The following is a 13538-nucleotide window of genomic DNA, read 5'->3' as shown; positions in this document are numbered from 1 at the left end:
TTGTAAAATTCAGGCGCGAACGAGGATCCCCTGTTCGGCAAAAGCCGCCCGCAGCCGACGCGCAAACAGCAGCGCGTGCTCGCCATCACCGTGTAAGCACACCGTTTCAGCCTGTACGTTTGCCTGAGCACCATTAATCGTTCTCACCCGCCCGGTGCGCACCATATCCAGTGTTTGTACCAGCGCCTGCGCGTCATCAGTGATAAGCGCTCCTGGTTGACCGCGTGGAACCAGGCTACCGTCCTGCTGATACCCTCTGTCGGCAAACACTTCCTGACGAGTGACCAGCCCCAGGCGCTGACCGGCGCGAATAAGTTCACTCCCCGCCAGCCCGACCAGGATCAGCTGCGGATTGTGATCCCACACGGCACGGGCAATGGCGTCCGCCAGAGCAGGATCCTGTGCGGCCATGTTGTAAAGCATCCCGTGCGGCTTCACGTGGCGCATTACGCCGTGCTGGGCGCGGACAATCGCGTCCAGCGCTCCGGTCTGGTACAGCGTCTGGGCGTAAACAGTCTCAGGCGGTAAAACCATTGCCGTGCGGCCAAAGTTTTCCCTGTCGGGGAAGCTAGGATGAGCACCTATCGCTACGCCATTTTTAATTGCACTACGCACGCTCGCCAGCATGGTTTGCGCATCGCCCGCATGGTATCCGCAGGCGATATTGACCGAAGAGACCAGCGTCATCAGTTCGGCATCTGCGCTGCCGCCCTCGCCCAGATCGGCGTTTAAATCAATCTTTACCATCGAGTCGCCACGCCAGTTGTTCCAGATATCGCTGCTGATCGTGACGCGCTTTCAGCGCCTCTTCCAGCGAGCATTGAATGAAGTGGATCGGCTGCCCAAGCGGTATTTGCGCCAGATGGTAGCGATCGGCATCGATAATACAGGCAATACGCGGGTAACCACCTGTTGTCTGCGCATCATTCATCAGCACAATTGGTTGACCGTTTCCCGGCACCTGGATGACACCAGGCAACAAACCGTGGGACAGCAATTCACGGTCTGTCGTACGGGTCAGCGTCTGCCCCTGCAAGCGATAACCCATACGGTTACTTTGTGGGCTAAGGTGCCACGGAGAACGCCAGAATGACTCCTGAGAAACCTCGTCAAATTCCTGATATTCCGGTCCTGGCAAGGCGCGGATCAGGTTACCCCAGAGCAGTTGTTTCACCCCCTGGGTTGTGGTGAAGTGGCGAGATGATGGCTTAATGGCAAGACGATCGCCGTCGCGAAGCAGGCGCCCTTCATGCCCGCCGATGCCCGCTTTGGCATCGGTACTGGACGAGCCCATCACTTCCGGCACATCGATACCCCCGGCAACCGCAAGGTAGCTGCGTACGCCGTGTAACGGGCGTTTGAGCACCAATCGCTGGCCCGCTTTCGCCCGCAGCCGCCAGCCCGTCCACACCGCTTTGCCATCAAGCGTTGCATCGCAACCTGCACCGGTCAGGGCAAACCAGGTTTCCTGGCTAAATTCCAATACACACTGACCAAGAGTGATTTCCAGCGCCGCCGTATTGCCAGGGTTGCCCACCAACAGGTTGGCAATTTCAAGTGCCGGCCGGTCGAGCGCGCCACAATAGCTGACGCCCGACTGGCGCAGGCCAAACCGGCCGGCATCCTGAACCGAGGAATAAAGTCCTGCGCGAATAAGCGTTAACATATCCCCTCCTTCTGCGGGACAAAGCGCAGGGTATCCCCAGGGCGAAGGAGTATTGGCGCATCCTTCCCGGGTTCAAATAACGGTGCAGAGGTGTGTCCGATCAGTTGCCAGCCACCGGGTGAGGCAAGCGGGTAGATGCCGGTTTGCTCCCCTCCGATAGCCACGGTCCCCGCCGGGACGCTCAGGCGCGGTTCAGCCCGACGCGGCGTATGCAGCTCGGGTGATAAACCGCCCAGATAGGGGAAGCCAGGCTGGAATCCTAAAAACCAGACCACGTAGTTCACCGAGGCGTGCAGTTCGACAACCTGTTTTTCTGTTAACCCGCAGTGCTGTGCCACAACAGATAAATCCGGGCCACCCTTACCGCCATAAACGACCGGGATCTCAATCGACCGGGATTCTGGCTCCAGCGCGTCACTCTCTTCCCACCAGCACTGCAAACGCTCAATGGCGTCCAGCGCCAGAGTATGCGGATTACGTAGCACAACGGTGATGTTGTTCATACCCGGAATGGCTTCCACCACTTCCGGTACATCCGCCAGGCGCTGCGTCAGCCGCCAGATACGCTTTTGCGTGGCAAGTGTCACCGGAGGCTCAAGCTCCAGAACCACTGCCGTTTCACCCAGAAGATAACAACGCGCTCGCTGCACTTAAACACCTCTCATCAGGCAGGATTAGGGATATCCACAAACGTCACTTCCAGATCGGTATTTTCCGTCAGCCACTCGCTGAGTGCGCGAATGCCGCCGCGCTCTGTTGCGTGATGCCCGGCCGCGTAAAAATGCAGCCCTTGTTCACGTGCGGAGTGAACGGTTTGTTCAGAGACTTCTCCGGTGATGAATGCATCCACACCGAAACGCGCCGCGCTGTCGATAAAGCCCTGACCGCCGCCCGTGCACCAGGCAATGCGTTTAACCGTATCTGGCCCGGTATCACCGCACCATAGCGGGCGGCGGCCAAGCCGGGCTTCAATCCAGGAAGCCAGCTCCAGCCCTGGGACCGGCATGGCCAGCTCACCCCACGGCACCAGCGGCTCAACTTCACCCATGACGGTAATGCCCAACAGCTGCGCCAGCTGTACGTTGTTACCCAGCTCAGGATGGGCATCCAGCGGCAGGTGATAACCATACAGGTTGATGTCATTGGCCAGCAGCGTTTTCAGCCGGTTGCGCTTCATGCCACGAATAATCGGGGATTCATTTTTCCAGAAATAGCCATGATGAACGATGATTGCATCCGCTTCCTGACGCACGGCCTCATCCAGCAGCGCCTGGCTTGCCGTCACACCGGTGATAATTTTCTGCACCGTTTCGCGCCCTTCAACCTGCAGACCGTTTGGCCCGTAGTCGCTGAAAGAGGCGGTGTTGAGTTTTTCGTTAATCAGGCTTTCCAGTTCAGTGTTTTTCATCATCACTCTCTTAAGCTTTGCGAGCGGCTTCGTACGCCGCCAGCGTGGCGACTCGCGCCTGTTTATGGTCAACTACGGGACGGGGATAATCGAGCCTTATGCCCTGTTTATCCGCCCATGCCCACGGGTCGTGGATCGCTTTAGCGGGAACGTCCTTAAGCGCGGGCAACCAGTGGCGGATAAACTCACCGTCAGCATCAAATTTTTGCCCCTGCGTTGTAGGGTTAAAAATCCTGAAATAGGGAGCTGCATCGGTTCCGGTGGACGCTGCCCACTGCCATCCGCCGTTGTTCGCGGCCAGATCGCCATCAATAAGCTGAGAAATAAAATACCGCTCCCCGGCGCGCCAGTCGATAAGCAGATCTTTCACCAGGAAGCTGGCGGTAATCATCCGCAGACGGTTATGCATCCATCCCGTTTCATTGAGCTGGCGCATGGCAGCATCGACAATCGGGTAACCCGTTGCCCCCTTCTGCCAGGCCTGAAGGCGCTCATCGTTGTGCTGCCATTTGACGTTATCCGTCCAGCGGATGAATGGCCGATGTTTGCATAAAGCAGGATGATACGTCATCAGATGGCGGTAAAACTCGCGCCAGATAAGTTCGTTGAGCCACACTGAACCTGGCCCACCGTCAAGCGTACGCGGCTGTTCCGCCAGCAGGCGATGCAAACACTGACGCGGTGACAGCACGCCCAGGGCTAAACAGGCTGACAGACGACTGGTGCCTTCAATGGCGGGGAAATCCCGACGCGCTTCGTAATCTGCCGCGCCCTGTTTACAGAAGTGGCGCAGTTGCGCGATAGCCTCTTTTTCCGATGCCGGAAAATGGGCGTCGTTAAACGCTGCCTGCGGGTAGTTAAATGCGAGTTCAGGCAAATCTGTTAAGGCTTCACCTCTGATGGCCGGCGCAGCAACGCACTCGGGTAATCCCTCTTTCAGACGCTTGATAAACGCATTTTTGAACGGCGTAAAGACTTTATACATCTCATGATTGCCGGTCATCACGCTGCCGGGGGGCAGCATCACGCTGTCATCAAATCCCTGGCATACAACCTCTTCTGCGATGTTTTCCAGCTGACGATCCCGCTGCTGCTCGTTGAACTCGTACTGATAGTTGTAAAAAAGGTGCGTAACGTCGTGCTGCTGACAGATTTCCATTACCGCGGCTTGCTGCGCAGCAAAGTCACTCACCTCTTTATAAATCAGCGGAATGCCTTTTTCGGCAAGCGCATGTTGCAGATGATTCAGATGCGAGCGAAGGTATGCCGCTTGTCGGGGTGCCACATCATGCTGTTGCCACTGACCGGGGGTAGCGATAAACAGCGCCAGCACGCGTGCGTGCTTATCGCGGCAGGCCGCCGCGAGGGCGAGATTGTCATGTACGCGTAAATCGGCGCGAAACCAAACCAGATGGGTGGGCATAAAACTCCAGGCAAATATCCATTATGTCCGTAAGGGCACGCCACCAAAGGAAAAAGCGGCGGCCTTTTACGGTACTTTGCCATGAAGTGTAGACGTGATGAAATAAAAAAGGCCGCCCGAGGCGGCCTTAACGCTACTTGTCCTGCGCTATCGTGGTCAATGCAACAAACCTGGTCGGTTCATCACGCTTAACAACGAGTACGCTGGCGACAATGAACGCAATGCATATATAGCGTTTCATTATGCGGTCCCTGCTGCTAACCGCTCCACCGTTCACCACCGGTGATAAGTCGGTGGACACAAGCCCGGGTAGGTGGGCTGCTTTACGGCTGTAAAAACACCTTTCCCTGGACCGATGCCCATGTGCGAGATGGCGGAAAGGGACGCTGCATCATAAATAACATCACCAGCAAAGGTAAATTATTCGAATAAAATTAGGATTTTATAAAGGTTTAGAGGGATTGCCATCTGTTTACAGTAGGGTATGATGAAAATCCCGGGTAGGGGCTGCAAGACCACCCAACGGACCGCGAATCCAGAGGGATAAAAAAACCGCCACATTGCTGTTGGCGGTTTTTTTATTGCTGTGTGTAATCTTAGTATTAGTAGAAATCGCAGGTCGCTTTTTCGGCCTGATCCATCCACACCGGCTTTTCGCTGGTTTTCGCCCAGACGCGGTGCAGATAGCTATAAAAACGTGCGCGGTCTTTCCAGAAAAGCATGACCGGCAGTGCCAGCACGCCAGCCACTACGGCGAAAGCGCGTCGCATGAAAACGATATGAGCCGGATACTCTTTATACAGATCCATATTTTCTCCCCTATAGTTGGCCGGAAACATCATCCGGCCTATAGTTGGCCGGAAACATCATCCGGAAAATTCAAAATCTGTGACCTGGCTAAAATAATATCGCTTTGTTTGTAATTTTACTACTCATCCGACCACTTATTTTCATCCATTTAGTGAATATTTACACTCTCGCCGTAACTAAGTTACAAAAAAGTTAACGATTTACTTATCAACAGTTAAATTGTGGATTTTCCATTTTTATACTTTTTTTACATCCCCCCTCCTGATTTTTGCGAAATCTTTGCGCTGTAAATCCTATCTTTAGAACAAATATAAATGTCACCCGGAGGTGGGTTGTGAGTGCAGGTCTGATTGCCGGCATCGTGCTGGTGTTCCTGTTATTGGGTTATCTGGTTTATGCCCTGATTAATGCGGAGGCATTCTGATGGCTGCTCAGGCGTTTTTGCTTATTGCCAGCTTTTTACTGGTGCTGTTCTTGCTTGCAAGACCACTGGGAACCCTGCTTGCGAGGATGATAAACAACGTGGCGCTGCCCGTTGCTGGCAGCGTTGAAAAAGGGCTCTGGCGCGTACTGGGAATACGCGACCAGGAGATGAACTGGTGCCAGTATCTGATGGCTATCCTGCTGCTCAACATTGTCGGCCTGGTTGCGCTGTTCGCGATGTTGATGCTTCAGGGCATTTTACCGCTGAACCCGCAGCAGTTGCCGGGCCTGTCCTGGCATCTGGCGTTGAACACGGCGGTCAGCTTCGTCAGCAATACCAACTGGCAGTCCTATGCCGGTGAAACCACCCTGAGCTACTTCAGCCAGATGGCTGGCTTAACAGTGCAGAACTTCCTCTCTGCGGCCAGCGGCATTGCGGTGATCTTCGCCCTGACGCGAGCATTTGCGCGTCAGAATGTCGGTACGTTGGGTAACGCCTGGGTCGATCTGACACGTATCATCCTGTGGGTGCTGCTTCCAATTGCCCTCATTATTGCCCTGTTCTTTATTCAGCAAGGCACGCTGCAAAACCTGCTTCCCTACACAAGCTATACCTCGCTTGAAGGGGCAAAACAGCTTTTGCCAATGGGGCCGGTTGCCTCGCAAGAGGCCATAAAAATGCTCGGCACCAACGGGGGCGGGTTCTTCAATGCTAACTCGTCTCATCCGTTTGAAAACCCAACGGCGCTGACGAACTGCGTACAAATGCTGGCGATCTTCCTGATCCCTGCCGCGCTGTGCTTTGCGTTTGGCGATGTGGTTAACGATCGCCGCCAGGGCCGCACCCTGCTCTGGGCGATGTCCCTTATCTTCGTGATTTGCGCAGCGCTGGTGATGTGGGCCGAATGGAATGGCAACAGCCACTTCATGCAGCTGGGCGCCAGCAGCAATATCAATATGGAAGGAAAAGAGAGTCGCTTTGGCATTCTGGCGAGCAGCCTTTACGCGGTTGTCACCACAGCGGCCTCGTGTGGTGCGGTCAACGCGATGCACGACTCCTTTACGGCACTGGGCGGCATGATCCCACTGTGGCTGATGCAAATCGGTGAAGTGGTGTTTGGCGGCGTAGGCTCCGGGCTGTACGGCATGTTGCTGTTTGTTCTGCTGGCGGTGTTTATCGCCGGGTTGATGATTGGTCGCACCCCGGAATACCTGGGTAAAAAAATCGACGTGCGTGAAATGAAGCTCACTGCACTGGCTATCCTGGTCACTCCGGCACTTGTGCTGCTGGGCACTGCGCTGGCGTTGATGACCGAAGCGGGACGCAGCGGCATCTTCAACCCGGGCATTCACGGGTTTAGTGAAGTGCTTTATGCCGTCTCGTCTGCCGCCAACAACAACGGCAGCGCCTTTGCAGGCCTGAGCGCTAACTCCCCGTTCTGGAACTGTCTGCTGGCGTTTTGCATGTTTGTCGGCCGTTTTGGCGTCATCGTCCCCGTGCTGGCCATTGCCGGTTCGCTGGTGAGTAAAAAAATCCAACCGACCACCAGCGGTACGTTACCAACCCACGGCGCGCTATTCACTGGACTGCTGATTGGCACCGTGTTGCTGGTCGGTGCCCTGACCTTTATCCCCGCCCTCGCGTTAGGCCCGGTCGCGGAATATCTCTCTTTACGCTGATTTTGCGGAGAATTTGTCATGAGTCGTAAACAACTGGCCCTGCTTGAACCGTCTTTAGTTCGCCAGGCGCTAATGGATGCGGTGAAAAAATTAAGCCCGCGCGTTCAGTGGCATAACCCGGTGATGTTTATCGTCTGGGTTGGCAGCCTGCTCACCACGGCACTGGCAGTGGCGATGGGAACTGGTCATCTGGTGGGAAATGCGCTGTTTACCGGGGCTATCAGCCTTTGGCTGTGGTTCACCGTGTTGTTCGCCAACTTTGCCGAAGCCCTGGCGGAAGGCCGCAGTAAAGCGCAGGCCAACAGCCTGAAAGGGGTAAAAAAGACCGCGTTTGCCCGCAAATTGCGCGAGCCAAAACATGGCGCGCAGATGGATCACGTCCCGGCGGATGAGCTGCGTAAAGGGGATGTGGTGCTGGTTGAAGCCGGGGACATCATCCCCTGCGATGGCGAAGTCATTGAAGGCGGGGCATCGGTAGACGAAAGCGCCATTACCGGGGAATCCGCCCCGGTTATCCGTGAATCCGGCGGCGACTTTGCCTCCGTCACTGGCGGCACGCGTATTCTCTCTGACTGGCTGGTTATCCAGTGCAGCGTTAACCCGGGTGAAACTTTCCTGGACCGGATGATCGCCATGGTCGAGGGCGCACAGCGTCGTAAAACGCCAAACGAAATCGCCCTGACCATTCTGCTGGTTGCACTGACCATTGTCTTCCTGCTGGCAACCGCCACCCTGTGGCCGTTTTCTGCTTACGGTGGTACCGCGGTCAGTATTACTGTGCTGGTTGCCCTGCTGGTCTGTCTGATCCCGACCACCATCGGCGGGCTGCTTTCAGCTATCGGTGTGGCCGGTATGAGCCGGATGCTGGGCGCGAACGTTATTGCCACCAGCGGACGTGCCGTTGAGGCCGCCGGTGATGTGGACGTTCTGCTGCTGGATAAAACCGGGACAATCACCCTCGGTAACCGTCAGGCGTCGGAATTCTTGCCCGCACCTGGCGTAAATGAAAAAACGCTGGCTGACGCCGCGCAGCTTTCGTCGCTGGCCGATGAAACACCGGAAGGCCGCAGTATCGTTATTCTGGCTAAGCAGCGTTTTAACCTGCGTCAGCGCGATGTGCAGAGTCTGCATGCCACCTTTGTGCCGTTCACCGCCCAAACCCGTATGAGCGGGATTAACATCCAGGACCGGATGATCCGCAAAGGCTCCGTCGACGCCATTCGTCGCCATATCGAAGCTAACAACGGCCATTTCCCGCCAGAAGTGGACAAACTGGTAGACAGCGTTGCCCGTCAGGGAGCCACTCCACTGGTGGTGTCTGAGGGGTCGCATGTGCTGGGCGTTATTGCGCTGAAAGATATTGTCAAAGGCGGCATCAAAGAGCGTTTTGCCCAGCTACGCAAGATGGGGATCAAAACGGTGATGATCACCGGGGATAACCGTCTTACCGCCGCCGCGATCGCCGCAGAAGCAGGCGTGGATGATTTTCTGTCAGAAGCCACACCGGAAGCCAAACTGGCGCTGATCCGCCAGTATCAGGCTGAAGGTCGCCTGGTGGCGATGACGGGTGATGGCACTAACGATGCGCCAGCGCTGGCGCAGGCCGATGTTGCGGTTGCGATGAACTCCGGGACGCAGGCGGCGAAAGAGGCGGGCAACATGGTCGACCTCGATTCTAACCCGACCAAGCTGATTGAGGTGGTTCACATCGGTAAACAGATGCTGATGACCCGTGGTTCGCTTACCACCTTCAGTATTGCCAACGATGTGGCGAAGTATTTTGCCATTATCCCGGCGGCGTTTGCGGCAACCTATCCGCAGTTGAATGCGCTGAACGTCATGCATCTGCACTCCCCGGCTTCGGCCATTCTCAGCGCGGTGATTTTTAACGCCCTGATCATCGTCTTCCTGATCCCGCTGGCGCTGAAAGGCGTGAGCTACAAGCCGCTGACTGCAGCCGCCATGCTGCGCCGTAATCTGTGGATTTACGGGCTGGGTGGGCTGGTCGTTCCTTTCGTTGGCATCAAGGTTATCGACATGCTGTTGACCCTGTTCGGGCTGGTTTAAAAGGTGAATCAAATGACAATGTTACGCCCCGCTATACTTCTGTTTATTCTGTTATCGCTGATTACCGGCGGGCTATACCCGCTGGTGACCACCGCGCTGGGCCAGTGGTGGTTTACCGATCAGGCGAACGGCTCGCTGATTATGCAGGATGGAGAAACCCGTGGTTCGCGCCTTATTGGCCAGAACTTTACGGATGCCCGCTACTTCCAGGGCCGCCCTTCCGCCACGGCTGAAAGCCCGTATAATCCGATGGCCTCCGGTGGCAGTAATCTGGCCGGCAGCAACCCGGAGCTTGACCATGCGATTGCAGAACGCGTTGCCGCACTGCGTGCAGCTAATCCGCAGGCCAGCCGCGAGGTGCCTGTCGAGCTGGTGACCGCCTCCGCCAGCGGGCTGGATTACAGCCTGACGCCGGCATCGGTCGCATGGCAAATTCCGCGTGTGGCTACCGCCCGCCAGCTGACCACCGAACAGGTCAGCCAGCTGGTTGCTGAGCATACGCAGAAACCGCTGGTCAGTTTCATCGGGATGCCAGTCGTGAACATTGTTGAGCTGAATCTGGCGCTGGACGCGCTAAGGAAAAACTAAATGACCGACGAGCCCATTCGCCCGGACCCGGACAGGCTGCTCGAACAGACTGCTGAAGCCCATCGCGGCAAACTGAAAATCTTTTTCGGCGCCTGCGCGGGCGTCGGGAAAACCTTTGCCATGCTCACTGAAGCACAGCGGTTACGGGCGCAAGGGCTCGACATTCTTATCGGCGTCGTTGAAACACACGGGCGCAAAGAGACAGCGTCGCTGCTGGCCGGGCTTGCCGCGCAACCGCCCCGCCGTATCAGCCACCGCGGGCGGCTGGTCACTGAGTTCGATCTGGACGCCGCCCTCGCCCGCCGTCCGGCGCTTATCCTGATGGACGAACTGGCGCACAGCAATGCGCCAGGCTCACGCCACCCTAAACGCTGGCAGGATGTCGAAGAGCTTCTGGAAGCGGGCATCGACGTTTTTACGACCGTGAACGTCCAGCATCTGGAGAGCCTGAACGACGTAGTCAGCGGTGTCACCGGTATTCAGGTGCGGGAGACTGTGCCGGATCCGTTCTTCGACTCCGCCGATGAAGTCGTGCTGGTTGACCTTCCCCCCGACGATCTGCGCCAGCGTCTGCACGAAGGTAAAGTGTATATCGCAGGCCAGGCCGAACGCGCCATTGAGCATTTCTTTCGCAAGGGCAACCTGATTGCCCTTCGCGAGCTGGCCCTGCGCCGCACGGCCGACCGCGTTGACGATCAGATGCGCGCCTGGCGTGATCTGCAAGGACAAGAGCGCGTCTGGCACACGCGGGATGCCATTCTGCTGTGCATTGATCACGGCAGTGGCAACGAAAAGCTTATCCGTACTGCCGCCCGGCTGGCGGCAAAATTTGGCAGCGTCTGGCACGCGGTGTATGTCGAAACCCCTCGTCTTCATGCGCTGCCGGAAAACCAGCGCCGGGCGATCCTTGGCTCGCTCCGGCTTGCCCAGGAGCTTGGCGCTGAAACCGCCACCCTCTCCGACCCGGTGGAAGACAAAGCCATTCTGCGCTACGCGCGAGAACACAATCTCGGCAAAATCGTTATTGGTCGCCGTCAGCATCGACGCTGGTTTAGCCGCGAATCTTTTGCCGATAAGCTGGCCCGACGCGCACCCGATCTGGATCTGGTGATTGTGGCACTCGATGACAAGCCCTCTCCCCTGCCAGGCCGCCTGCCGGATGCCCGGGCATTTAGTGATAAATGGCGTATTCAAATCCGCGGCTGCCTTGTTGCCGTTGTACTTTGCACCCTGATAACCCTCATTGCCAGCCAGTGGCTGATCGCCTTTGACGCCGCTAATCTGGTGATGATTTACCTGTTGGGCGTGGTTGTGGTGGCGCTTTTCTACGGTCGCTGGCCTTCGGTCCTGGCAACGGTTATCAACGTGGTGAGCTTCGATCTGTTCTTTATCGCCCCACGTGGCACGCTGGCAGTTTCGGATGTGCAGTACATCCTGACGTTTGGCGTGATGCTGACCGTGGGGCTGGTTATCGGGAATCTGACCGCGGGTGTTCGCTATCAGGCGCGGATTGCCCGCTATCGCGAACAGCGCACTCGCCATCTGTACGAGATGTCCAAATCCCTGGCAGTGGGCCGCACGCCTCTGGATATCGTCCAGACCAGCGAGCAGTTTATTCGCTCCACGTTTCACGCCAGTAACCTGATTTTGTTACCAAACGAGCATGGTGTGTTGCGCCCGCTGACGTCAGCCACCGGGATGACACCCTGGGATGAAGCCATTGCTCGCTGGAGTTTTGATAAAGGTTTGCCCGCCGGCGCCGGGACCGATACGTTGCCAGGCGTGCCTTACCAGATCCTGCCGTTGCGCAGTGCCGACAAAAATCATGGGCTGGTGATTGTCGAACCTACCAACCTGCGCCAACTGATGATCCCCGAGCAGCAACGCCTGCTGGAGACATTTACCCTGCTGGTTGCCAGTGCGCTTGAACGTCTGGCCCTCACCAGCAGCGAAGAACAGGCAAGGCTTGCCAGCGAGCGCGAGAGCATTCGTAACTCCCTGCTTGCAGCGCTTTCACACGACCTGCGTACCCCGCTCACCGTGCTGTTTGGTCAGTCAGAGATCCTGACGCTTGACCTGGCGGCGGAAGGCTCCAGCCACGCCTTGCAGGCCAGCGAAATACGCCAGCATGTACTCAATACCACCCGTCTGGTGAATAATTTGCTGGATATGGCACGTATTCAGTCCGGCGGTTTTAACCTCAAAAAAGAGTGGCTGACGCTCGAGGAAGTGGTTGGCAGCGCCTTAAAAATGCTCGAGCCCGGAATGGGCGGTCGGCATATTGAGCTGAACCTGCCAGAACCGCTGACGCTCATCCACGTTGACGGGCCGCTGTTCGAACGGGTGCTGATCAACCTGCTGGAAAATGCCGCCAAATATGCGGGGCAGAAAGCCCGTATTGGCATTAACGCAACGGTAGAAGCACATACCTTGCAGCTCGAGGTCTGGGATACTGGTCCTGGCATCCCTGCCGGGCAGGAGCACGCCATTTTTGAGAAGTTCGCGCGCGGAAATAAGGAGTCTGCCATTCCGGGGGTCGGGCTTGGGCTGGCTATCTGCCAGGCCATTATCGATGTGCACGGGGGAACCATTTCAGCGGCGAACCGCCCGGAAGGTGGCGCGCATTTCTGTGTTACACTTCCTCTTGATCCCCCGCCAGAACTTGATGAATTGCCAGAGGATTTGTGATTAACGTCCTGATTGTTGAAGATGAACTCGCGATTAGCCGTTTTCTGCGCGCCGCGCTGGAAGGAGACGGCCTGCGCGTTCATGACGCGGGGACGCTTCAGCGCGGCCTGATCGAGGCCGCAACCCGCAAGCCGGACCTGGTCATTCTCGATCTGGGGCTGCCGGATGGCGATGGCATCGATTTCATCCGCGAAGTGCGCCAGTGGAGTCAGATGCCCATTCTGGTGCTCTCGGCCCGTACCGAAGAGACAGATAAAATTGCGGCACTCGATGCCGGTGCTGACGACTATCTGATCAAGCCCTTTGGGATTGGCGAGCTTCAGGCCCGGCTACGCGTGGCGCTGCGCCGACACAGTGCCACAACGCCTTCAGAGCCGGTGTACACCTTTTCCGACATTCAGGTCGATTTAGCTTCACGGCGCATCCAGCGCGGTGAAGAGGAGATCCACCTCACCCCGATTGAATTTCGTCTGCTCGCCGTTTTGCTCAACAACCATGGTAAGGTCCTCACCCAGCGTCAGCTGTTAAATCAGGTCTGGGGACCAAACGCTGTTGAGCATAGTCACTATTTACGCATATATATGGGACACCTTCGCCAGAAACTCGAAGTCGACCCCGCGCGTCCTCGTCATTTATTAACTGAAACCGGTATCGGTTATCGGTTCATGATTTGAATAGTTATTCATTTCGATTTTAATTAAAATAAATAACACCCTATGTATATATTAGAAAATAACAAAGCCGTTATTTACGGCTTATTTTTAGCCAATCAAAACAATATAAAA

General features: G+C 56.5%; 12 protein-coding genes. 6 read left to right on the top strand and 6 right to left on the bottom strand.

Annotated elements, in window-relative coordinates; genetic code table 11:
* Positions 1–9 precede the first annotated feature (9 nt).
* The 6 genes from pxpA to ACS603_RS19445 all read right to left on the bottom strand — a co-directional run bounded on the left by pxpA (position 10) and on the right by ACS603_RS19445 (position 5306).
* Positions 10–747, bottom strand: coding sequence for a 5-oxoprolinase subunit PxpA (gene pxpA / locus ACS603_RS19470; protein ID WP_474944746.1), 738 nt, complete (start codon positions 745–747; stop codon positions 10–12).
* Positions 734–1666, bottom strand: coding sequence for a 5-oxoprolinase subunit PxpC (gene pxpC / locus ACS603_RS19465; RefSeq protein ID WP_474944745.1), 933 nt, complete (start codon positions 1664–1666; stop codon positions 734–736). The genes pxpA and pxpC overlap by 14 nt, the downstream gene beginning before the upstream one ends.
* Entirely contained in the window at positions 1660–2316 is a 657-nt protein-coding gene (gene pxpB / locus ACS603_RS19460; RefSeq protein ID WP_182060050.1) for a 5-oxoprolinase subunit PxpB, read from the bottom strand. Before pxpB ends, pxpC begins: the two co-directional genes overlap by 7 nt.
* 14 nt (positions 2317–2330) lie before the next feature.
* A complete protein-coding gene (locus ACS603_RS19455; RefSeq protein WP_474944754.1) occupies positions 2331–3074 on the bottom strand; it encodes a type 2 GTP cyclohydrolase I in 744 nt (247 codons plus the stop codon).
* 10 nt (positions 3075–3084) lie between these two features.
* On the bottom strand, positions 3085–4497 hold the full coding sequence (gene phrB, locus ACS603_RS19450) for a deoxyribodipyrimidine photo-lyase (protein ID WP_182060048.1): 1413 nt from the start codon (positions 4495–4497) through the stop codon (positions 3085–3087).
* 602 nt (positions 4498–5099) lie between these two features.
* Positions 5100–5306, bottom strand: coding sequence for a YbfA family protein (locus ACS603_RS19445; RefSeq protein ID WP_013097552.1), 207 nt, complete (start codon positions 5304–5306; stop codon positions 5100–5102).
* A 335-nt stretch (positions 5307–5641) separates the two neighbouring features.
* On the opposite strand from ACS603_RS19445, the gene kdpF reads away from it, so the two are divergent.
* From kdpF to kdpE, 6 genes are read left to right on the top strand one after another with little or no spacing between them, the layout of a single operon-like run.
* Positions 5642–5731, top strand: a complete 90-nt coding sequence (gene kdpF / locus ACS603_RS19440) for a K(+)-transporting ATPase subunit F (RefSeq protein ID WP_014069365.1) — start codon at positions 5642–5644, stop codon at positions 5729–5731.
* Positions 5731–7410, top strand: a complete 1680-nt coding sequence (kdpA, locus tag ACS603_RS19435) for a potassium-transporting ATPase subunit KdpA (protein WP_182060047.1) — start codon at positions 5731–5733, stop codon at positions 7408–7410. Before kdpF ends, kdpA begins: the two co-directional genes overlap by 1 nt.
* An 18-nt stretch (positions 7411–7428) precedes the next feature.
* Positions 7429–9477, top strand: a complete 2049-nt coding sequence (gene kdpB, locus ACS603_RS19430; RefSeq protein ID WP_182060046.1) for a potassium-transporting ATPase subunit KdpB — start codon at positions 7429–7431, stop codon at positions 9475–9477.
* Between the two features lie 12 nt (positions 9478–9489).
* The gene (gene kdpC / locus ACS603_RS19425) at positions 9490–10065 is read left to right on the top strand and encodes a potassium-transporting ATPase subunit KdpC (RefSeq protein ID WP_182060045.1); all 576 of its coding nucleotides are present in this window, start codon (positions 9490–9492) and stop codon (positions 10063–10065) included.
* Entirely contained in the window at positions 10066–12753 is a 2688-nt protein-coding gene (gene kdpD / locus ACS603_RS19420; RefSeq protein ID WP_474944744.1) for a two-component system sensor histidine kinase KdpD, read from the top strand.
* A complete protein-coding gene (gene kdpE / locus ACS603_RS19415; protein WP_014069360.1) occupies positions 12750–13427 on the top strand; it encodes a two-component system response regulator KdpE in 678 nt (225 codons plus the stop codon). Before kdpD ends, kdpE begins: the two co-directional genes overlap by 4 nt.
* Positions 13428–13538: the final 111 nt, after the last annotated feature.

The sequence above is a fragment of the Enterobacter sp. Li2LvB3 genome, from assembly GCF_056156645.1.
The sequence above is the reverse complement of the archived record's forward strand: the minus strand, read 5'-3'. Positions and strand labels throughout refer to the sequence as shown.